Origin of the sequence: Enterobacter cloacae complex sp. 2021EL-01169 (genome assembly GCF_020733125.1) — a bacterium.
Taxonomy (GTDB): Bacteria; Pseudomonadota; Gammaproteobacteria; order Enterobacterales; family Enterobacteriaceae; genus Enterobacter; species Enterobacter roggenkampii.
This window is the reverse complement of sequence record NZ_JAJFTC010000007.1, coordinates 190,753-209,375: the sequence shown is the minus strand read 5'-3', so window position 1 is coordinate 209,375 and position 18,623 is coordinate 190,753. Positions and strand designations below refer to the sequence as shown.

Sequence of the window (18,623 nt, the reverse complement as noted above, 5' to 3'; positions counted from 1 at the left end):
GGATGCGTAAGTCAGTTATTGCGATCATCGTCATCGTACTGGTCGTGCTTTATACCTCGATCTTTGTGGTGAAAGAGGGCGAGCGTGGGATCAAGTTCCAGTTCAGCAGCGTCGTGCGTGATGGCGACAAACGCCCGGTGATCTACGAGCCGGGTCTGCACTTCAAGGTGCCGTTCATTCAGTCAGTGAAAACGCTTGATGCGCGTATCCAGACCATGGATAACCAGGCCGACCGTTTCGTGACTAAAGAGAAGAAAGACCTGATCGTTGATTCCTATATCAAATGGCGCATCAGCGATTTCAGCCGTTACTTCCTGGCAACGGGCGGCGGTGACGTTTCTCAGGCAGAAGTGCTGCTGAAACGTAAGTTCTCTGACCGTCTGCGTTCTGAGATTGGTCGTCTGGATGTGAAAGACATCGTGACCGACTCCCGTGGCCGTCTGACCCTGGAAGTTCGCGATGCGCTGAACTCCGGCACAGCGGGCACGGAAGATGAAGTTTCAACGCCGGCAGCAGATGATGCGATTGCCAAAGCGGCTGAGCGCGTTCAGGCTGAAACCAACGGTAAAGTGCCGGTGATCAACCCGAACAGTATGGCTGCGCTGGGTATTGAAGTGGTAGACGTGCGTATCAAGCAGATCAACCTGCCGGTGGAAGTGTCCGAGGCGATTTACAACCGTATGCGCGCCGAGCGTGAAGCGGTCGCCCGTCGTCACCGTTCACAGGGCCAGGAAGAGGCGGAGAAGCTGCGCGCTGCTGCGGACTACGAAGTGGCCAAAACGCTGGCGGAATCTGAGCGTCAGGGCCGTATCCTGCGTGGTGAAGGTGATGCCGAGGCGGCGAAGCTGTTTGCCGATGCCTTCAGTCAGGATCCTGACTTCTATGCCTTTATCCGTAGCCTGCGTGCTTACGAGAATAGCTTCCAGAGCAACCAGGATGTGATGGTGCTCAGCCCGGACAGCGATTTCTTCCGTTATATGAAGACGCCGACTAACGCAACGCGATAAACTCAGACTCGTTTGAGTATTCAAACCACCGCTCCCCACGGAGCGGTGGTTTTCTTTTATAAGGAACAAAAATGAATTCAACGATCTGGCTCGCGCTGGCCCTGGTCCTGGTGCTGGAAGGTCTGGGACCGATGCTCTATCCACGCGCCTGGCGTCGAATGATCGCCACCATGAGCCAACTGCCGGATAATATTTTACGTCGTTTTGGCGGCGGTCTTGTGGTTGCGGGCATCGTGATCTACTACATGTTGAGGAAAACGATTGGCTGATCAAAAGGTGGTCGGATTTGGGATATTCTGAGGTCAAAAAGTGCTGTATATCTGAAAAAGCGATGGTAGAATCCATTTTTAAGCAAACGGTGATTTTGAAAAAAATGGGTAACAACGTCGTCGTACTGGGCACCCAATGGGGTGACGAAGGTAAAGGGAAGATTGTTGATCTTCTGACTGAACGGGCTAAATATGTTGTGCGCTACCAGGGCGGTCACAACGCAGGCCATACTCTCGTAATCAACGGTGAAAAAACCGTCCTCCATCTTATTCCATCAGGCATTCTTCGCGAAAACGTCACCAGCATCATCGGTAACGGCGTTGTGCTGTCTCCAGCGGCGCTGATGAAAGAGATGAAAGGTCTGGAAGACCGTGGTATCCCTGTTCGCGAGCGTCTGCTGCTCTCCGAAGCCTGCCCGCTGATCCTGGACTATCACGTGGCGCTGGACGTTGCGCGTGAAAAAGCACGCGGTGCGAAAGCGATCGGCACCACCGGTCGTGGTATCGGCCCGGCTTACGAAGATAAAGTTGCACGTCGCGGTCTGCGCGTGGGTGACCTCTTCGACAAAGCAACCTTCGCTGAAAAACTGAAAGAAGTGATGGAATATCACAACTTCCAGCTGGTGAACTTCTACAAAGCTGACGCTGTTGACTACCAGAAAGTGCTGGATGACGTCATGGCGATTGCAGACATTCTGACCGGTATGGTTGTTGATGTGTCCGATCTGCTGGACCAGGCGCGCAAGCGTGGCGATTTCGTCATGTTCGAAGGTGCGCAGGGTACGCTGCTGGACATCGACCACGGTACCTATCCGTACGTAACCTCTTCCAACACCACCGCGGGTGGCGTGGCGACCGGCTCTGGCCTGGGTCCACGTTATGTGGATTACGTTCTGGGCATCATCAAAGCGTACTCCACTCGCGTGGGTGCAGGTCCATTCCCGACCGAACTGTTTGATGAAACCGGCGAGTTCCTGTGCAAGCAGGGTAACGAGTTTGGCGCGACCACCGGTCGTCGTCGTCGTACCGGCTGGCTGGATGCGGTTGCCGTGCGTCGTGCAGTGCAGATCAACTCCCTGTCTGGCTTCTGCCTGACCAAGCTGGACGTGCTGGACGGCCTGAAAGAAGTGAAAATCTGCGTAGGCTACCGTATGCCTGATGGCCGCGAAGTGACCACCACGCCGCTGGCTGCTGACGACTGGGAAGGCATTGAGCCAATCTACGAAACCATGCCGGGCTGGTCTGAGACCACTTTCGGTGTGAAAGAGCGTAGCGGCCTGCCGCAGGCGGCGCTGGATTACATCAAGCGTATTGAAGAACTGACCGAAGTGCCGATCGATATTATTTCTACCGGCCCGGATCGTACTGAAACGATGATCCTGCGCGACCCGTTCGACGCATAATCTTCGTGACTGCTGGCCTGCGGGGAGACCCGTAGGCCGGATAAGCGTAGCGCCATCCGGCGACCGCTCCTGGATCTCCGCTTTTTCGCCCCGTCTGTCAAATAAATTAGCCGCTAACTATCTGGCTGGTTTATCATCATTAATGAATATCTCTGCGGTTTGTCCGCGATTTCCCTTTTTCCTGAGGTTGATGTGCAGTTAACAAGTTTCACCGATTACGGCTTACGCGCGCTGATCTACATGGCGTCGTTACCCGATGGGAAAATGACCAGTATCTCTGAAGTCACAGAGGTCTACGGCGTATCCCGTAATCATATGGTCAAAATAATCAATCAACTTAGTCGTGCCGGATACGTTGCTGCCGTCCGCGGGAAGAATGGTGGGATCCGTCTCGGTAAACCGGCACAGAGTATTCGTGTTGGCGATGTGGTACGTGAACTGGAGCCGCTGTCTCTGGTGAACTGCAGCAGCGAGTTCTGCCACATCACGCCCGCTTGCCGCCTGAAAAAGGCGCTTTCTAAGGCCGTGCAAAGTTTTCTCAAGGAGCTGGATAACTACACGCTGGCCGATTTGGTTGAAGAGAATCAACCGCTTTATAAATTATTGCTGGTGGAATGAAGAAAATTTCCACCGGAGCTGACAACGGAGGAACCGACATGTCACACGATCCTTTCCAGGAACGCGAAGCCGAAAAATACGCGAATCCTATCCCCAGCCGCGAGTTCATCATTGAACACTTAACAAAACGCGAAAAACCCGCCAATCGTGAAGATCTTGCTGTTGAATTAAACATTGAAGGTGAAGAGCAAATTGAAGCCCTTCGCCGCCGCCTGCGCGCGATGGAGCGTGACGGGCAGCTGGTCTTTACCCGCCGCCAGTGCTACGCGCTGCCAGAACGCCTCGACCTGCTGAAAGGGACCGTCATTGGTCACCGCGATGGCTTCGGCTTCCTGCGCGTGGAAGGCCGTAAAGACGATCTGTATCTCTCATCTGAACAGATGAAAATGTGCATCCACGGTGACCAAATTCTGGCGCAGCCGCTGGGCGCTGACCGTAAAGGTCGCCGAGAAGCGCGCGTCGTGCGCGTCCTAGTGCCAAAAACCAGCCAGATTGTTGGCCGCTACTTTACCGACGCGGGCGTGGGGTTCGTGGTGCCGGACGACAGCCGTCTGAGCTTCGACATCCTGATCCCACCTGAAGAGGTGATGGGCGCCCGCATGGGCTTTGTGGTGGTGGTGGAACTCACCCAGCGCCCAACCCGTCGCACCAAAGCGGTAGGTAAAATCGTCGAAGTGCTGGGCGATAATATGGGCACCGGCATGGCCGTTGATATGGCGCTGCGCACCCACGAAATTCCATACATCTGGCCGAAAGCGGTTGAAGAGCAGATCGAAAGCCTGCGTGAAGAAGTGCCGGAAGAATCCAAAGTGGGCCGCGTGGATCTCCGCTCCCTGCCGCTGGTTACGATCGATGGTGAAGACGCCCGTGACTTCGATGACGCCGTCTACTGCGAGAAAAAACGCGGCGGCGGCTGGCGTCTGTGGGTAGCGATTGCAGACGTAAGCTACTACGTTCGTCCGCATACTCCGCTGGATAACGAAGCGCGCAGCCGCGGTACTTCGGTCTACTTCCCGTCGCAGGTTGTACCGATGCTGCCGGAAGTGCTGTCTAACGGCCTGTGTTCCCTGAACCCGCAGGTTGACCGCCTCTGTATGGTTTGCGAGATGACCATCTCCACCAAAGGGCGCTTAACTGGCTATAAATTCTACGAAGCGGTGATGAGCTCGCACGCGCGTCTGACCTACACCAAGGTCTGGCATATGCTGCAGGGCGACCAGGATCTTCGCGAACAGTACGCGCCGCTGGTCAAACACATCGAAGAGCTGCATAACCTCTACAAAACGCTGGATCAGGCGCGCGAAGAGCGCGGCGGGATCTCCTTTGAGAGCGAAGAGGCGAAATTTATCTTCAACGCCGAGCGTCGCATTGAGCGCATCGAGCAGACTCAGCGTAACGATGCGCACAAACTGATTGAAGAGTGTATGATCCTGGCGAACATCTCGGCGGCACGCTTCGTTGAGAAAGCCAAAGAGCCTGCGCTGTTCCGTATTCACGATAAACCGTCGACGGAAGCCATCACCGCGTTCCGCTCCGTACTGGCCGAGCTCGGTCTGGAGCTGCCGGGCGGCAATAAGCCAGAGCCGCGCGATTACGCCGAGCTGCTGGAATCCATTAGCGATCGTCCTGATGCAGAAATGCTACAGACAATGCTGCTGCGCTCGATGAAGCAGGCGATTTACGATCCGGAAAACCGCGGTCACTTCGGCCTGGCGCTGCAGTCTTACGCCCACTTTACGTCGCCGATCCGTCGTTACCCTGACCTTTCGCTGCACCGTGCGATCAAGTATCTGCTGGCGCAGGAGCAGGGCCATAAAGGGAACACCACCGAAACCGGTGGCTACCACTATTCGATGGAAGAGATGCTGCAGCTGGGTCAGCACTGCTCCATGACCGAACGCCGTGCCGATGAGGCCACCCGCGACGTGGCGGACTGGCTGAAGTGTGACTTTATGCTGGACCAGGTCGGTAACGTCTTCAAAGGCGTGATTGCCAGCGTGACCGGCTTTGGCTTCTTCGTTCGTCTGGACGAGCTGTTTATCGACGGTCTGGTGCACGTATCCAGCCTGGATAACGACTACTACCGCTTCGACCAGGTCGGTCAGCGCCTGATCGGCGAATCTGGCGGCCAGACCTATCGTCTGGGCGACCGTGTGGAAGTGAAGGTTGAGGCCGTGAATATGGACGACCGTAAAATCGACTTCAGCCTGATCTCCAGCGAGCGCGCGCCGCGTAACGTCGGTAAAACCGAGCGCGAAAGAGCGAAAAAAGGCGGAAACGGCAAAACGAGCGGCAAGCGCCGTCAGGCCGGTAAGAAGGTGAACTTCGAGCCGGATAGCGCGTTCCGCGGCGAGAAGAAGCAGAAGCCGAAGGCGGCGAAGAAAGAAGCCCGTTCCGCGAAGAAACCTTCCGCGAAGACACAGAAAATAGCGGCCGCCACCAAAGCGAAGCGCGCGGCTAAGAAAAAGCAGGCGGAGTAAATCCTCCCCTCACCCTGACCCTCTCCCCAACAGGGAGAGGGGAAATACTTATTACGAGAACCATCAATGAGTGAAATGATTTACGGCATCCACGCGGTGCAGGCCCTTCTCGAGCGCGCACCGGAGCGTTTTCAGGAAGTGTTTATTCTGAAAGGGCGTGAAGACAAACGTCTGATGCCGCTGATCCACGCCCTGGAAGCGCAGGGCGTGGTGATCCAGCTGGCTAACCGCCAGTTCCTGGATGAGAAAAGTGAAGGCGCGGTTCACCAGGGGATTATCGCCCGCGTGAAGCCGGGCCGTCAGTATCAGGAAAACGATCTGCCGGATCTGATCGCTGAGCTCGAGAATCCGTTCTTCCTGATCCTCGATGGCGTTACCGATCCGCACAACCTCGGCGCGTGTCTGCGCAGCGCGGATGCGGCGGGCGTGCATGCGGTGATCGTGCCGAAAGATCGCTCCGCGCAGTTGAACGCGACGGCGAAGAAAGTGGCCTGCGGCGCGGCGGAAAACGTTCCGCTGATCCGCGTGACCAACCTGGCGCGCACCATGCGTATGCTGCAGGAAGAGAACATCTGGATCGTCGGTACTGCCGGTGAAGCGGATCATACCCTGTATCAGAGCAAAATGACCGGCCGTCTGGCGCTGGTGATGGGGGCGGAAGGTGAAGGCATGCGTCGCCTGACGCGCGAGCACTGCGACGAGCTGATCAGCATCCCGATGGCGGGCAGCGTGTCCTCTCTGAACGTGTCTGTTGCGACGGGCATCTGCCTGTTTGAAGCGGTGCGTCAGCGCGGGTAGCCTGTTATGCCGGGTGGCGGCTTCGCCTTGCCCGGCCTACAAAGGCACGGTACCGTAGGCCCGGTAAGCGTAGCGCCACCGGGCATTAACCTCATTCCTCCAGTGACCGCAGATGCTCATCCTTCCTCAGCGTCATCAGCGCGAAAATACTCACTACTGCCGTCGCCATCACGTAGTACGCCGGAATATCCAGATTGCCCGTCTGCTTAATCAGCCCGGTTATGATTAACCCTGCGCATCCCGAGAAAATCGCGTTCGATAACGAATAGGCCAGCCCCAGCCCCGTATAGCGCACGCGGGTCGGGAACATCTCAGAGAGCATCGCCGGGCCCGGCCCCGCCAGCATGCCCACCAGACCGCCCGCAATCAGTACCACAACAGCCTTCACCACCAGCGTGCTGGACTCCGCCTGCAGAAGTTTCAGCAGCGGCAGGGCGAGGATCAGCAGCAGCGCGGTGGCGATAATCATCACCGTGCGACGCCCGATCCGGTCGCTCAGGATCCCCGACGGAATGATCGTCAGCGCAAACCCAACGTTCGAAATCACCGCGATCAGCAGCGCCTGATTAAACCCGGTGTGCAGCGCCGACTGCAGATAGGTCGGCATAATCACCAGGTAGGTGTACCCCGCCGCAGACCAGACCATCACGCGGCCAATCCCCATCACGATGGCCCGGAGCGTGGCGGCAATGTCCGCCTGAGCGACGGCCGGTTTGTCCTGCTGCTGCACAAAGCTGGGTGTCTCCTCCATGCTGACGCGAAGCCACAGCGCAACAGCGCCCATGGGCAGCGCCAGGAAGAAAGGAATGCGCCAGCCCCAGTCGTGCAGGGCTTCAGGCGTGAGAAGGGCGGAGAGCAGCGCCACGATGCCGGCACCCGCTAACAGCCCCAGCGCCACGGTAAAGGACTGCCAGGCACCATAGAGCCCGCGCTTGCCTCGCGGGGCGAACTCCGTCATCAGCGAGACCGCACCGCCGTACTCGCCGCCCGCGAACAGTCCCTGCAGGATGCGAAGCAGTGTAATAATGAGCGGGGCGGCAATCCCGATGCTGGCGTAGACCGGCACAATGCCGATGGCGGCGGTAGCGAGCGTCATCAGCACCAGCACAATGATTAGCGTCGGCTTACGGCCAATCCGGTCGCCGATGCGGCCAAACACCACCGCGCCCAGCGGACGGAAGAAGAAGGCGATGGCAAATGAGGCGTAGGTGAGGATCAGGCTGGTAAGCCCCGCTTCCCCTTCAAGCTGAAAGAAGTTCTTCGCAATGACGGTCGCCAGAAAACCGTAGACCGCAAACTCATACCACTCGATAAAGTTACCAATGGAGCCGGCAATTAATGCTCGCTTGTGCGCATCCGGTTGCATAACTTTCCTCACTGAAAGGGGGGGGAGAATAAATTATTCAACAAAAGCGAAGTCATGAAATAGTTTATTCTTATGTTCTGTGAGCTATTTCACGAATGATATCAGCGGGATCGTGAACGTGTGACTCCCCTCCCATGCAGCGTGTGCGCGGTCTGTCCATACTTATCGTCATTGCCACTGAAGGAGGGAGACAGTATGCACTGGCAGACTCATACCGTTTTCAATCAACCTGCACCACTCTCTAACAGCAACCTTTTTCTCTCGGACTGCGCGCTGCGTGACGCAGTCTCGCGTGAGGGTGCCGAGTGGGATATCGAACTGCTCGCCAGCATCGGGCAGCAGTTAGGCACCGCAGAGTCGCTGGAGCTGGGCAGGCTGGCGAACGTGAATCCGCCGGAGTTGCTTCGCTATGACGCCACCGGAGAGCGGCTGGATGACGTTCGCTTTCACCCGGCATGGCACCTGCTGATGCAGGGGCTGTGTGCCAATCGGGTACATAACCTGGCATGGGAAGAGGAGGCGCGTAAAGGGTCGTTTGTCGCCCGGGCCGCACGCTTTGTGCTTCATGCTCAGGTTGAGGCAGGCACGCTTTGTCCCGTCACCATGACGTTTGCCGCGACACCGCTCCTGCAGCAGGCGCTCCCTAAACTATTTCACGACTGGCTGACGCCGCTGCTCAGCGATCGCTACGATCCTCATCTGGCGCCTGGCGCGCAAAAACGCGGCCTGCTGATCGGTATGGGGATGACGGAAAAACAGGGCGGCTCGGACGTGCTGAGCAACACCACCAAAGCGGAAAAATGCAGCGACGGCAGCTACCTGCTGGTGGGCCATAAATGGTTTTTCTCCGTCCCGCAAAGCGATGCGCATCTTGTGCTGGCACAGGCGAAGGGCGGGTTGTCCTGCTTTTTTGTGCCGCGCTTTTTACCTGACGGACAGCGCAACGCCGTCCGGCTGGAGCGCCTTAAGGACAAGCTCGGGAACCGCTCCAACGCCAGCAGCGAGGTAGAGTTTCTTGATGCCTCCGGCTGGCTGCTGGGGGAAGAGGGCGAAGGGGTACGGCAGATCCTCAAAATGGGCGGCCTGACGCGCTTTGACTGCGCGCTGGGCAGCCACGGACTGATGCGTCGTGCGCTGTCCGTGGCGCTGTATCACGCGCATCAGCGTCAGACCTTCGGTAAAAATCTTATCGATCAGCCGCTCATGCGTGAGGTGTTAAGCCGGATGGCGCTGGTGCTGGAGGGGCAAACGGCGCTGCTGTTCCGCCTGGCCCGGGCGTGGGATAAACGCGCGGATCCCCAGGAAGCGGCATGGGCGCGGCTGTTTACCCCGGCCGCGAAATTTAGCGTGTGCAAAGCGGGCATCCCGTTTGTGGCGGAAGCGATGGAGGTGCTGGGCGGAGTCGGGTACTGCGAGGAGAGCGAACTTCCCCGTCTGTATCGCGAGATGCCGGTGAACAGCATCTGGGAAGGGTCCGGCAATATCATGTGCCTGGACGTGCTGCGCGTGCTGGCGAAGCAGCCGGGTATTCACGATCTGCTTGCCGATGAGTTTGCACAGGTAAAAGGGCAGGACAGACACTTCGACCGCAGCTGGCGACAGCTTCAGCAAAAACTGCGTAAACCGCAGGAGGCGCAGGGGCGGGAAATTGCGCAGCAGCTTTTCCTGCTGGGGGCCGGAAGCGAAATGCTGCGGCACGCATCGCCCCCGGTGGCGCAGGCGTGGTGCCGCATGATGCTGGATACCCGTGGCGGTACGCTGATGAGCGAGCAGGTGCAAAATGACCTGCTGCTGCGTGCGACGGGCAGAGTCGGTTAGTCTTTTAGCTGGAACAGACTCACCAGTTGAGCCAGATGTGACCCCTTCTCGCGCAGCGTTTGAGCGGTTTGTTCGCTGCGTGAGATACGATCCGCATTAATATGCGACGCTTCGCCAATGTGGGTCATGGCGAGATTCACCTGGCCAATCCCTGCGGACTGCTCGCGTGAGGCATGGTTAATCTCGGTGACCAGCTGGCTGATGTTATCGATATGAATGATGATGTCATCCATCGCCAGGCGCGTCTGTTCAGACAGCGCATGGCCTTCGCTCACTTTCCTGAGCGTATCGCCAATCAGCTGTTCAATCTCCTTCACCGCGTTAGCGCTGCGTCCGGCCAGGGCGCGAACTTCCTGCGCAACCACCGCAAACCCTTTCCCGTGCTCGCCCGCGCGGGCCGCTTCCACCGCCGCATTCAGCGCCAGGATATTGGTCTGGAAAGCGATGGACTCAATCACACGCGTGATGTCTTCGATGCGTTTTGACGCCTCGCGAATGTCGTCCATGGTCGACACGGCGTGGGTGACCGTCTCACCGCCCTGATGGACCGCGAGGGAGGTTTCACCCACCAGCTGCTGCGTTTGCTCCATGTTGGCGGCATTTTGCTGTACGGTGGCGGCCAGCTGCTCCATGCTGGCGGAGGTCTCTTCCACGCTGCTGGCCTGCTTGTTGATCTGCTCAGAAATCTCGCCGGTATCGGACGCCAGCGCGTTAGTGCCCAAATGGATCTCGCCTGCGGCCTCGCGAACCTGCAGAACAATTTTTTGCAGGCCTCCGCCGATGCCGTTAATGGCGTCGATCAGCTGGCCGACTTCGTCCTGACGCGTCACGGGCAGGCTGGAACGGAGATCCCCTGCAGCATATTGCCGGGCAAGATGGATCACATGGCTCAGCGGCCGGGTCAGCATACGGCGAATAAGGACCACAAACAGACCAGCAAACAGGATAGATAAGACCACGCCGGCCAGCAGGAAGCGATCGCGCATGGCGTTAACGCTTGCGAGCAGCACCGATTTATCCACTTCGCCCACGATAGTCCAGTTCCAGCCTGGCAGCGGGGTATACGCCATTTTAAGCGTGCGGCCGTCGTCGCTTACGCGTTCCAGGGTGCCGGGCTTGTCACCCAGAAGCTGCTGCTGCGTCGCGTCGTCCCACTTCGGCAACTGCCCCTCTTCACCGGCATGGAACAGATATTGCCCGCGCGTTTTGCCGTTGCTGCGATCCAGCACGAAGAAGTGACCGCTCTCGCCCAGGCGGCGGGTGAGGATTTTCTCGCGCATGACGTTCCAGGAGTGCGTAATGTCCACGCCAACAAAGACGATCGCAATGACCTGTCCTTCGGCGTTTTTAACCGGCTGATACTGGGTGATATAGCGTTTGCCAAACAGCAGCGCCAGTCCGCGGTAGACTTCCCCTCTGTTGACGGCGGCAAAGGCCGGGCTGGCGGTATCCAGCACGGTGCCCATCGCCCGCTCGCCATTCTCTTTGCGCAGGGAGGTGGCTACGCGAACAAAGTCATTACCGCTGCGTACAAACAGCGTCGAAATGGCTCCCGTACGGTTCAGGAACTCGTCAGACAGGGTGTTGTTTTGATGCAGTCCGGTGTCACCGCCTTTCAGAAGCGGGACGCTGAGTCCGTTAATCGTCTGAGCCTGGGAAGTATCAATATTAAGTGGCTGCGGTAAAAAAGTGGTAAACAGCCGGGTATAACTCTCAACCTCTTCACTCAGGCTGGTGTTAAACATCTGCACCATGTCGACCATGCCGGTGGACTGATTGTGCAGGTCTTCTACCGCAAGGGCTTCAAGCTGCTGGCTGGCTTTTTGACTGAGCAGAAAAGTGAAAAGCAGAAACAGCGTGGCGACACTGACGCCCGTAAGCAGCGACAGCTTCGCCCCCAGGCCTGCACGGCGAAAAACGTTGATCATAAATTGCTCATCATTGAATAGGTATGGTTCTTCAACGGCAGAGCGGAGATTACGTTTACTGAATTAGTGTAACAAAATGTTATTTTGTTGTTATTGATTGGTTTTTCATAAGATAAAAAATTTGCAAAAGCGAAAAGCCACTAAAAATAAGTGGCTTTTATCAGGAGGGAGTTTACACGTAGAGAATGGCCTGTACCCGCCAGTGGTCGATATGGTTATCTTCCTGCATCTGGATGATGCGATACCAGGAAGCACCCTGCTCATCGGCCTTTAATGCCACGACGCGTTCAACGTCTTGCGGGCTCCCCGAGATATTATTCACGGAGATCTGGCCAATTTCATTCAGGCCAGTTACACAGTCAGCACTGGCGAATTCTGCTGACTGCGCGGTGGTGCTCACCAGGCCTGCGGAGAGCAACAGAGAGGTCAAAGCAAGAGTTCGTTTCATCGTCAGCTCCATTTCACATATTTCCGGTATCCGCCGGGCAATCCTTCGCGAATAAACCCCCATTCCTTGTCGCTGGCATGGAGTTTATTGTGGACAGGAAAATGTCTATGGACGCAAAGCAGTGTAAATGTCGTTCAAAGGTAAACCATTATTTTCGGTACAAAATGGCCTGTGAATACCACTGTCCCGTTATGATGGTTTCGTCGATCATAATAATGACGTAATAATCTGCTTTGGCGGCGACGGCTTGTGCCTTTATTGCCTCTTCTGCGTCATCCGGCGAACCGCGAACCAACGCGGAGACGGTGCCCATTCGTTGTAATCCTTCCGTCTGATTACGACGAATCTCCTGCGGATGATCGGCAACCGGGGGAGCGGGTTGCGGTGTTCCCTGCAGTGCGCTACAGCCGCTAAGCAGAAACACCAGCAATAAAGCAGCAAACCTGTGCATAACCATATCTCGTTTCCTGATAGCCATAGTGTAGTTGTCTGTGAATTTAGTTTTGGGGGAATGTTCCCGAAGTGTTAGCTGGGACGTAATTTTCGAATGAAAATAGCCTGAAACCGTAATCCAGTTCTCAACATTATGAATCATCCATTCGTGCAGGGTCGACAATGATTGAAATTGAAATACGCCATCTCGGCGACCATGAAATTTTACACGCTGTGCCAGCGGGTAAACGTGATAAACCGCTGCCTGTTGTAGTTTTTTATCATGGATTTACCTCATCGAAGCTGGTTTACAGTTACTTTGCGGTCGCGCTGGCGCAGGCAGGTTTTCGTGTGGTGATGCCGGATGCGCCTGACCACGGCGCACGATTTATGGGTAATGAGCAGGCGCGCCTTGGGCAGTTCTGGCACATACTGCACGGGAGTCTGACCGAGTTTGCCGGATTGCGCGATGCGCTTTATGAGGCAGGGCTGGTGGCCGAGCATCGTCTGGCCGTGGCCGGGGCGTCGATGGGCGGTATGACAGCCCTGGGGATCATGACGCACCATCCAGAAGTGAAGTCGGTCGCCTGTCTGATGGGCTCGGGTTATTTTACCTCGCTGGCGAAGACCCTTTTTCCCCCTCAGGATTTAGCGGAAATCACTGCGAGGCTGGAAGAGTGGGAAGTAACCCGGGCATTGCCGCGCCTCGCAGATCGCCCGCTTTTGCTGTGGCACGGTGATGCGGATGATGTAGTGCCACCTGACGGTACCTTCCGCCTGCAGCAGGCGTTAAAGAAGGACGGGCTGGACGATAATCTGACCTGTTTGTGGGAATCAGGCGTTCGCCACCGCATCACGCCAGCGGCGCTGGACGCCACGGTAGCGTTTTTCCGCCAGCACCTTTAAACGCGCAGCACTTTTACTCCCTGATCTTCCAGCTTCTGGAGGATCTCGGGGTTAGCCCCTTTGCCGGTGATCACCAGGTCGATCTGTTCTGCGCGGCTGAACAGCATGCCTGCGCGTTCACCGACTTTACTGCTGTCGACCAGCACCACGAGTTTGCCTACCACGTTGAGCATGTTTTGTTCCGCCATCGCGGTCAGCATATCGGTTTTATACAAACCTTCAGCGGTCAGGCCTTTGCCGCTGGTAAACATCCAGTGTCCGGCGTAGAGACTGTTTTCGCTGTCCTGTGGGCTAAGCGTAATCGACTGACTTTTATTGTACTGACCACCCATGATCACCACGCTCTCATGCTCCTGATCGATGAGATAGTTGGCGAGCGGTAAGTAGTTCGTGATGATTTGCACCGGCTTGCCGCACATCTCGCGGCCCAGCAAAAACGCCGTAGAGCCGCAGTTGATAACGACGCTCTCACCGGGATTCACCAGCTGCGACGCGGCTCTGGCGATCCGCACTTTTTCATCGTGATTCTGCGCCTGATGAATGTTCATCGGCGTCCAGCGGGGGCGCTGCTGGCTAATGGCTTCCGCACCGTTGCGAACTTTTTTCAGCTTGCCGCTTTCATCCAGCTTGTTAATGTCTCGCCGCGCGGTGGCAGGGGAAATCCCTAAACGTTCGATCACTTTCTCGACGGTGATAAACCCTGTTTGCGCCAGGAGTTCCAGTAAAATTTGATGCCGTTGCGCTTCCGTCATGAGCTATTCCGATAAGAATTGATTTGAAAAGATGATATTTGAAATAGCGTGAAATTACTAAAATAAATATGAAATCGCCAGACACAAGTCTGGCGATGTGGCCTCGGAATCAGAGGAAGGACTTAAACGGCAGGTCAGGCTCAATGGTGAAGCAATCATCGAAACCACGCGGGTAGTGGTACTCAAGATTGTCTTTGTCCAGCGGCCAGGTGAACTTGCCGCCTACCTGCCAGATAAATGGCTTGAAGCCGTACTTCAGGCGGTCTTTTTTCATCTCCCACAACACGCGAATTTCCTGCGGATCGGCCTGGAAGTTTGACCAGATATCGTGGTGGAACGGAATAACGACTTTGGTGTTCAGCGCTTCCGCCATGCGCAGCATGTCGGCGCTGGTCATTTTATCCGTAATACCGCGCGGGTTCTCGCCGTAGGAGCCCAGGGCCACGTCAATCTGATGCTCGTTACCGTGCTTAGCGTAGTAGTTGGAGTAGTGGGAGTCACCGCTGTGATACAGGGAGCCGCCCGGCGTTTTGAACAGGTAGTTCACCGCGCGCTCGTCCATGCCGTCTGGCAGTACACCTGCCGCTTTTTGATCGGCCGGCAGCGTAATCAGAGCGGTACGGTCAAAGGCATCCAGGGCATGGATTTCAATGTCTTTGATTTTCACCACGTCGCCCGGTTTCATCACGATGCAGCGCTCTTTCGGCACACCCCAGCCAATCCAGAGATCCACGCAGGTCTGCGGCCCGATAAACGGCACATCGTCCGCGCAGTTTTGCATCACCGCTGCCGCCACGTTTACATCAATATGGTCGTTGTGATCGTGGGTAGAGAGTACGGCATCGATCTGACGAATGGCAAAAGGATCAAGCACAAACGGTGTAGTACGCAGGTTCGGCTGGAGTTTTTCAACGCCGGCCATACGCTGCATCTGGTGGCCTTTTTTCATCAGCGGGTTACCGTGGCTCTGTTTGCCGGTGCCGCACCAGAAATCGACGCAGATATTGGCGCCACCTTCTGATTTCAGCCAGATCCCGGTGCAGCCCAGCCACCACATTGCAAACGTGCCAGGAGCAACCTGTTCCTGCTCGATTTCTTCGTTCAGCCAGCTACCCCACTCCGGAAAGGTGCTCAGAATCCATGATTCACGGGTGATGGTGTTCACTTTACTCATCGTTTTGACTCCTGGTTTTAATCAAAAGTAATCACATTGTGATTCGCTGTGATTAATGCTGGCACCATTTTACGCGCTTTGCAATAGCGAAAATGCGGAATTTTATCTGCTCAACGTCACAGACTCTCTGCTTTTTACTTGTTAGATTATCGCGTAATAAACATTAATTTAATGAATTATAAGGACTAATTTATTTATTTTGTGCGGTAGTGAAAATCATTACTAACTGAAGGGAAATAAATTGCGTGATGCGTCACAAATAATCAAATTCAATCTTGTGGTGATTATTTGTGATTAATAGAGTGATGGCACCAACCGCACAGGGATTGCCCCTCGTGTTCTCATTTCTGGAGAGAGTTATGGAGATCCTCTACAACGTCTTTACCGTTTTCTTTAATCAGGTAATGACCAACGCCCCGCTGTTGCTGGGTATCGTGACGTGCCTGGGATATATCCTGCTGCGTAAAAGCGTCAGCGTGATTATTAAAGGCACCATCAAAACCATTATCGGTTTCATGCTGTTGCAGGCGGGGTCGGGCATACTGACCAGCACGTTTAAGCCAGTCGTTGCCAAAATGTCGGAAGTGTATGGCATTAATGGGGCTATCTCTGATACCTACGCCTCAATGATGGCGACCATCGATCGTATGGGCGATGCCTATAGCTGGGTAGGTTACGCCGTTCTGCTCGCGCTGGCGCTGAACATTATCTATGTTCTGCTGCGCCGCATTACCGGTATTCGCACCATCATGCTCACCGGGCACATTATGTTCCAGCAGGCGGGGCTGATTGCGGTTTCTCTCTATATCTTCGGTTACCCAATGTGGACCACGATTATCTGCACCGCGGTGCTGGTCTCGCTCTACTGGGGTATCACCTCCAACATGATGTACAAGCCAACCCAGATAGTGACCGACGGTTGCGGTTTTTCCATCGGTCACCAGCAACAGTTTGCTGCCTGGATTGCTTACAAAGTTGCGCCGTACCTGGGTAAAAAAGAAGAGAGTGTTGAAGACCTTAAGCTGCCTGGCTGGCTGAATATCTTCCATGACAACATCGTGTCGACCGCGATTGTGATGACCCTCTTCTTCGGCGCCATTCTGCTCTCCTTCGGTATTGATGTGGTGCAGGCGATGGCGGGGAAAACCCACTGGACGGTTTACATCCTGCAGACCGGTTTCTCTTTCGCCGTGGCTATTTTCATCATTACTCAGGGCGTGCGTATGTTCGTCGCCGAACTGTCTGAAGCTTTCAACGGTATCTCTCAGCGCCTGATTCCTGGCGCGGTACTGGCCATCGACTGTGCCGCTATCTATAGCTTCGCGCCAAACGCGGTGGTCTGGGGATTTATGTGGGGCACCATCGGCCAGCTGATTGCGGTGGGTATCCTGGTCGGCTGCGGCTCCTCAATCCTGATTATTCCGGGCTTTATCCCGATGTTCTTCTCCAACGCCACCATCGGCGTATTCGCTAACCACTTCGGCGGCTGGCGCGCGGCGCTCAAGATCTGCCTGGTAATGGGCATGGTTGAAATCTTTGGCTGCGTGTGGGCGGTCAAGCTCACCGGTATGAGCGCCTGGATGGGCATGGCGGACTGGTCAATTCTGGCACCGCCGATGATGCAGGGTTTTGCCTCCATCGGACTGATCTTTATGGCCATCATCATCCTGATTGCTCTGGCTTATATGTTCTTCGCTGGCCGTTCGCTGCGAGCTGAAGAAGATGCGGAAAAACAAACAGCAGAAGTGTCTGCTCATTAAGGAGTTTCGATTATGACCGTACGTATCCTGGCTGTGTGTGGTAATGGGCAAGGCAGCTCCATGATCATGAAGATGAAAGTGGACCAGTTTTTAACCCAGTCCAACATCGACCACACGGTGAACAGCTGCGCAGTGGGTGAATACAAAAGTGAGCTGAACGGCGCGGACATCATCATCGCCTCTACTCATATCGCCGGCGAAATTAGTGTGTCGGGTAATAAATATGTGGTGGGCGTACGCAACATGCTGTCGCCTGCGGATTTCGGACCAAAACTGCTGGAAGTGATCAAAGAACACTTCCCACAAGACGTGAAGTAAGGACGCCACATGAAATTACGTGATTCGCTGGCAGAGAATAACTCCATCCTTTTACAGGCCGAAGCCAGTACCTGGCAGGAAGCGGTGAAGCTGAGTGTGGATCTGCTGGTTAAGGCTGACGTTGTCGAGCCGCGTTACTACCAGGCGATTCTGGATGGCGTGGCGCAGCATGGCCCTTACTTTGTGATTGCGCCAGGCCTGGCGATGCCGCATGGCCGCCCGGAAGAGGGCGTCAAGAAAACCGGCTTCGCGCTGGTGACGCTGAAAACGCCGCTGGTGTTTAACCACGAAGATAACGACCCGGTCGACATCCTTATCACTATGGCGGCTGTCGATGCCAATACCCACCAGGAGGTGGGCATCATGCAGATCGTCAATCTGTTTGATGACGAAGCCAATTTTGACCGTTTACGCGCCTGCCGCACCGCGCAGGACGTGCTGGATTTAATTGATAACGCCACTGCGGCGGCCGTTTAAGAGGAATTGAATATGTCATTACCCATGTTGCAAGTTGCGCTGGATAACCAAACGCTGTCTCACGCTTACGAAACCACCCGCCTGATTGCGGAAGAAGTGGACATCATTGAAGTGGGCACCATTCTGTGCGTGGGCGAAGGCGTTCGTGCGGTTCGTGACCTGAAAGCGCTCTATCCGCATAAAATCGTGCTGGCGGATGCCAAAATCGCCGACGCAGGCAAAATCCTCTCCCGCATGTGCTTCGAAGCCAACGCCGACTGGGTCACCGTGATCTGCTGTGCGGATATCAACACCGCCAAAGGCGCGCTGGACGTGGCAAAAGAGTTTAACGGCGACGTGCAGATTGAGCTGACCGGCTTCTGGACCTGGGAGCAGGCCCAGGAGTGGCGCGACGCGGGCATTCAGCAGGTGGTATATCACCGCAGCCGTGATGCGCAGGCCGCAGGTGTGGCGTGGGGCGAGGCGGATATCAGCGCCATCAAACGTCTGGCCGATATGGGTTTCAAAGTGACCGTCACTGGCGGTCTGGCGCTGGAAGATCTGCCGCTGTTCAAGGGCATTCCGATTCACGTCTTTATTGCCGGTCGCAGCATTCGTGATGCGGCGTCCCCGGTGGAGGCGGCGCGTCAGTTCAAACGCTCAATCGCTCAGCTTTGGGGCTAAGGAGCG

General features: G+C 55.9%; 18 protein-coding genes. 12 read left to right on the top strand and 6 right to left on the bottom strand.

Annotation, left to right across the window (positions count from 1 at the left end; translation table 11 throughout):
* Positions 1-2 precede the first annotated feature (2 nt).
* The 6 genes from hflC (at position 3) to rlmB (ending at position 6,575) form a co-directional block, all read left to right on the top strand.
* Positions 3-1,007, top strand: a complete 1,005-nt coding sequence (gene hflC / locus LLF79_RS17810) for a protease modulator HflC (RefSeq protein WP_008502916.1) — start codon at positions 3-5, stop codon at positions 1,005-1,007.
* 71 nt (positions 1,008-1,078) lie between these two features.
* A complete protein-coding gene (locus LLF79_RS17805) occupies positions 1,079-1,276 on the top strand; it encodes a DUF2065 domain-containing protein (RefSeq protein ID WP_003855996.1) in 198 nt (65 codons plus the stop codon).
* 104 nt (positions 1,277-1,380) lie between these two features.
* A complete protein-coding gene (locus LLF79_RS17800) occupies positions 1,381-2,679 on the top strand; it encodes an adenylosuccinate synthase (protein WP_006178975.1) in 1,299 nt (432 codons plus the stop codon).
* Between the two features lie 192 nt (positions 2,680-2,871).
* On the top strand, positions 2,872-3,297 hold the full coding sequence (gene nsrR, locus LLF79_RS17795) for a nitric oxide-sensing transcriptional repressor NsrR (RefSeq protein ID WP_023293453.1): 426 nt from the start codon (positions 2,872-2,874) through the stop codon (positions 3,295-3,297).
* 38 nt (positions 3,298-3,335) lie between these two features.
* The gene (gene rnr / locus LLF79_RS17790; RefSeq protein WP_227880061.1) at positions 3,336-5,777 is read left to right on the top strand and encodes a ribonuclease R; all 2,442 of its coding nucleotides are present in this window, start codon (positions 3,336-3,338) and stop codon (positions 5,775-5,777) included.
* Positions 5,778-5,843: 66 nt separating this feature from the next.
* On the top strand, positions 5,844-6,575 hold the full coding sequence (gene rlmB, locus LLF79_RS17785; RefSeq protein ID WP_008502911.1) for a 23S rRNA (guanosine(2251)-2'-O)-methyltransferase RlmB: 732 nt from the start codon (positions 5,844-5,846) through the stop codon (positions 6,573-6,575).
* 91 nt (positions 6,576-6,666) lie between these two features.
* On the opposite strand, the gene LLF79_RS17780 is transcribed toward rlmB, so the two are convergent.
* Entirely contained in the window at positions 6,667-7,941 is a 1,275-nt protein-coding gene (locus tag LLF79_RS17780) for an MFS transporter (RefSeq protein ID WP_227880058.1), read from the bottom strand.
* Between the two features lie 195 nt (positions 7,942-8,136).
* On the opposite strand from LLF79_RS17780, the gene LLF79_RS17775 reads away from it, so the two are divergent.
* The gene (locus LLF79_RS17775; RefSeq protein WP_095443083.1) at positions 8,137-9,759 is read left to right on the top strand and encodes an isovaleryl-CoA dehydrogenase; all 1,623 of its coding nucleotides are present in this window, start codon (positions 8,137-8,139) and stop codon (positions 9,757-9,759) included.
* Here LLF79_RS17775 and LLF79_RS17770 read toward each other — a convergent pair.
* The 3 genes from LLF79_RS17770 to bsmA all read right to left on the bottom strand — a co-directional run bounded on the left by LLF79_RS17770 (position 9,756) and on the right by bsmA (position 12,613).
* Entirely contained in the window at positions 9,756-11,687 is a 1,932-nt protein-coding gene (locus LLF79_RS17770) for a methyl-accepting chemotaxis protein (RefSeq protein ID WP_032675817.1), read from the bottom strand. The two genes, LLF79_RS17775 and LLF79_RS17770, sit on opposite strands and share 4 nt — an antisense overlap.
* Positions 11,688-11,859: 172 nt before the next feature.
* Positions 11,860-12,147, bottom strand: coding sequence for a DUF1471 family protease activator YjfN (yjfN, locus tag LLF79_RS17765; RefSeq protein WP_021240708.1), 288 nt, complete (start codon positions 12,145-12,147; stop codon positions 11,860-11,862).
* A 136-nt stretch (positions 12,148-12,283) separates the two neighbouring features.
* On the bottom strand, positions 12,284-12,613 hold the full coding sequence (gene bsmA / locus LLF79_RS17760) for a biofilm peroxide resistance protein BsmA (RefSeq protein ID WP_023616161.1): 330 nt from the start codon (positions 12,611-12,613) through the stop codon (positions 12,284-12,286).
* A 137-nt stretch (positions 12,614-12,750) separates the two neighbouring features.
* Here bsmA and yjfP point away from each other — a divergent pair, with 137 nt between their 5' ends.
* Complete coding sequence (gene yjfP / locus LLF79_RS17755; RefSeq protein WP_206804727.1) at positions 12,751-13,473, top strand: esterase; 723 nt, start codon at positions 12,751-12,753, stop codon at positions 13,471-13,473.
* Here yjfP and ulaR read toward each other — a convergent pair.
* Both ulaR and ulaG read right to left on the bottom strand, forming a co-directional pair.
* Positions 13,470-14,225 (bottom strand): HTH-type transcriptional regulator UlaR, encoded by a 756-nt coding sequence (gene ulaR, locus LLF79_RS17750; protein WP_008502904.1) that lies wholly within the window; start codon positions 14,223-14,225, stop codon positions 13,470-13,472. The two genes, yjfP and ulaR, sit on opposite strands and share 4 nt — an antisense overlap.
* Positions 14,226-14,334: 109 nt before the next feature.
* A complete protein-coding gene (gene ulaG / locus LLF79_RS17745) occupies positions 14,335-15,399 on the bottom strand; it encodes an L-ascorbate 6-phosphate lactonase (protein WP_010427455.1) in 1,065 nt (354 codons plus the stop codon).
* Positions 15,400-15,758: 359 nt separating this feature from the next.
* Between ulaG and ulaA the strand changes: the two genes are divergently transcribed.
* Genes ulaA through ulaD form a run of 4 tightly spaced genes read left to right on the top strand, consistent with a single transcriptional unit; the run spans position 15,759 to position 18,617 of the window.
* A complete protein-coding gene (gene ulaA / locus LLF79_RS17740) occupies positions 15,759-17,159 on the top strand; it encodes a PTS ascorbate transporter subunit IIC (protein ID WP_021240705.1) in 1,401 nt (466 codons plus the stop codon).
* 12 nt (positions 17,160-17,171) lie between these two features.
* Positions 17,172-17,477: a PTS ascorbate transporter subunit IIB gene (gene ulaB, locus LLF79_RS17735; protein ID WP_003856022.1), complete on the top strand. Its 306-nt coding sequence runs from the start codon at positions 17,172-17,174 to the stop codon at positions 17,475-17,477.
* Positions 17,478-17,486: 9 nt separating this feature from the next.
* Positions 17,487-17,954: a PTS ascorbate transporter subunit IIA gene (ulaC, locus tag LLF79_RS17730; RefSeq protein WP_003856024.1), complete on the top strand. Its 468-nt coding sequence runs from the start codon at positions 17,487-17,489 to the stop codon at positions 17,952-17,954.
* A 12-nt stretch (positions 17,955-17,966) separates the two neighbouring features.
* On the top strand, positions 17,967-18,617 hold the full coding sequence (ulaD, locus tag LLF79_RS17725) for a 3-keto-L-gulonate-6-phosphate decarboxylase UlaD (RefSeq protein ID WP_008502901.1): 651 nt from the start codon (positions 17,967-17,969) through the stop codon (positions 18,615-18,617).
* Positions 18,618-18,623: the final 6 nt, after the last annotated feature.

Coding starts and splice junctions, on each gene's coding strand:
- LLF79_RS17805 (WP_003855996.1), top strand. CDS start 1,079: ATGAATTCAACGATCTGGCTCGCGCTGGCCCTGGTCCTGGTGCTGGAA.
- yjfN (WP_021240708.1), bottom strand. CDS start 12,147: ATGGAGCTGACGATGAAACGAACTCTTGCTTTGACCTCTCTGTTGCTC.
- yjfP (WP_206804727.1), top strand. CDS start 12,751: ATGATTGAAATTGAAATACGCCATCTCGGCGACCATGAAATTTTACAC.
- rnr (WP_227880061.1), top strand. CDS start 3,336: ATGTCACACGATCCTTTCCAGGAACGCGAAGCCGAAAAATACGCGAAT.
- ulaA (WP_021240705.1), top strand. CDS start 15,759: ATGGAGATCCTCTACAACGTCTTTACCGTTTTCTTTAATCAGGTAATG.
- LLF79_RS17775 (WP_095443083.1), top strand. CDS start 8,137: ATGCACTGGCAGACTCATACCGTTTTCAATCAACCTGCACCACTCTCT.
- ulaB (WP_003856022.1), top strand. CDS start 17,172: ATGACCGTACGTATCCTGGCTGTGTGTGGTAATGGGCAAGGCAGCTCC.
- LLF79_RS17770 (WP_032675817.1), bottom strand. CDS start 11,687: ATGATCAACGTTTTTCGCCGTGCAGGCCTGGGGGCGAAGCTGTCGCTG.
- ulaG (WP_010427455.1), bottom strand. CDS start 15,399: ATGAGTAAAGTGAACACCATCACCCGTGAATCATGGATTCTGAGCACC.
- LLF79_RS17800 (WP_006178975.1), top strand. CDS start 1,381: ATGGGTAACAACGTCGTCGTACTGGGCACCCAATGGGGTGACGAAGGT.
- bsmA (WP_023616161.1), bottom strand. CDS start 12,613: ATGGCTATCAGGAAACGAGATATGGTTATGCACAGGTTTGCTGCTTTA.
- ulaR (WP_008502904.1), bottom strand. CDS start 14,225: ATGACGGAAGCGCAACGGCATCAAATTTTACTGGAACTCCTGGCGCAA.
- ulaD (WP_008502901.1), top strand. CDS start 17,967: ATGTCATTACCCATGTTGCAAGTTGCGCTGGATAACCAAACGCTGTCT.
- rlmB (WP_008502911.1), top strand. CDS start 5,844: ATGAGTGAAATGATTTACGGCATCCACGCGGTGCAGGCCCTTCTCGAG.
- LLF79_RS17780 (WP_227880058.1), bottom strand. CDS start 7,941: ATGCAACCGGATGCGCACAAGCGAGCATTAATTGCCGGCTCCATTGGT.
- hflC (WP_008502916.1), top strand. CDS start 3: ATGCGTAAGTCAGTTATTGCGATCATCGTCATCGTACTGGTCGTGCTT.
- ulaC (WP_003856024.1), top strand. CDS start 17,487: ATGAAATTACGTGATTCGCTGGCAGAGAATAACTCCATCCTTTTACAG.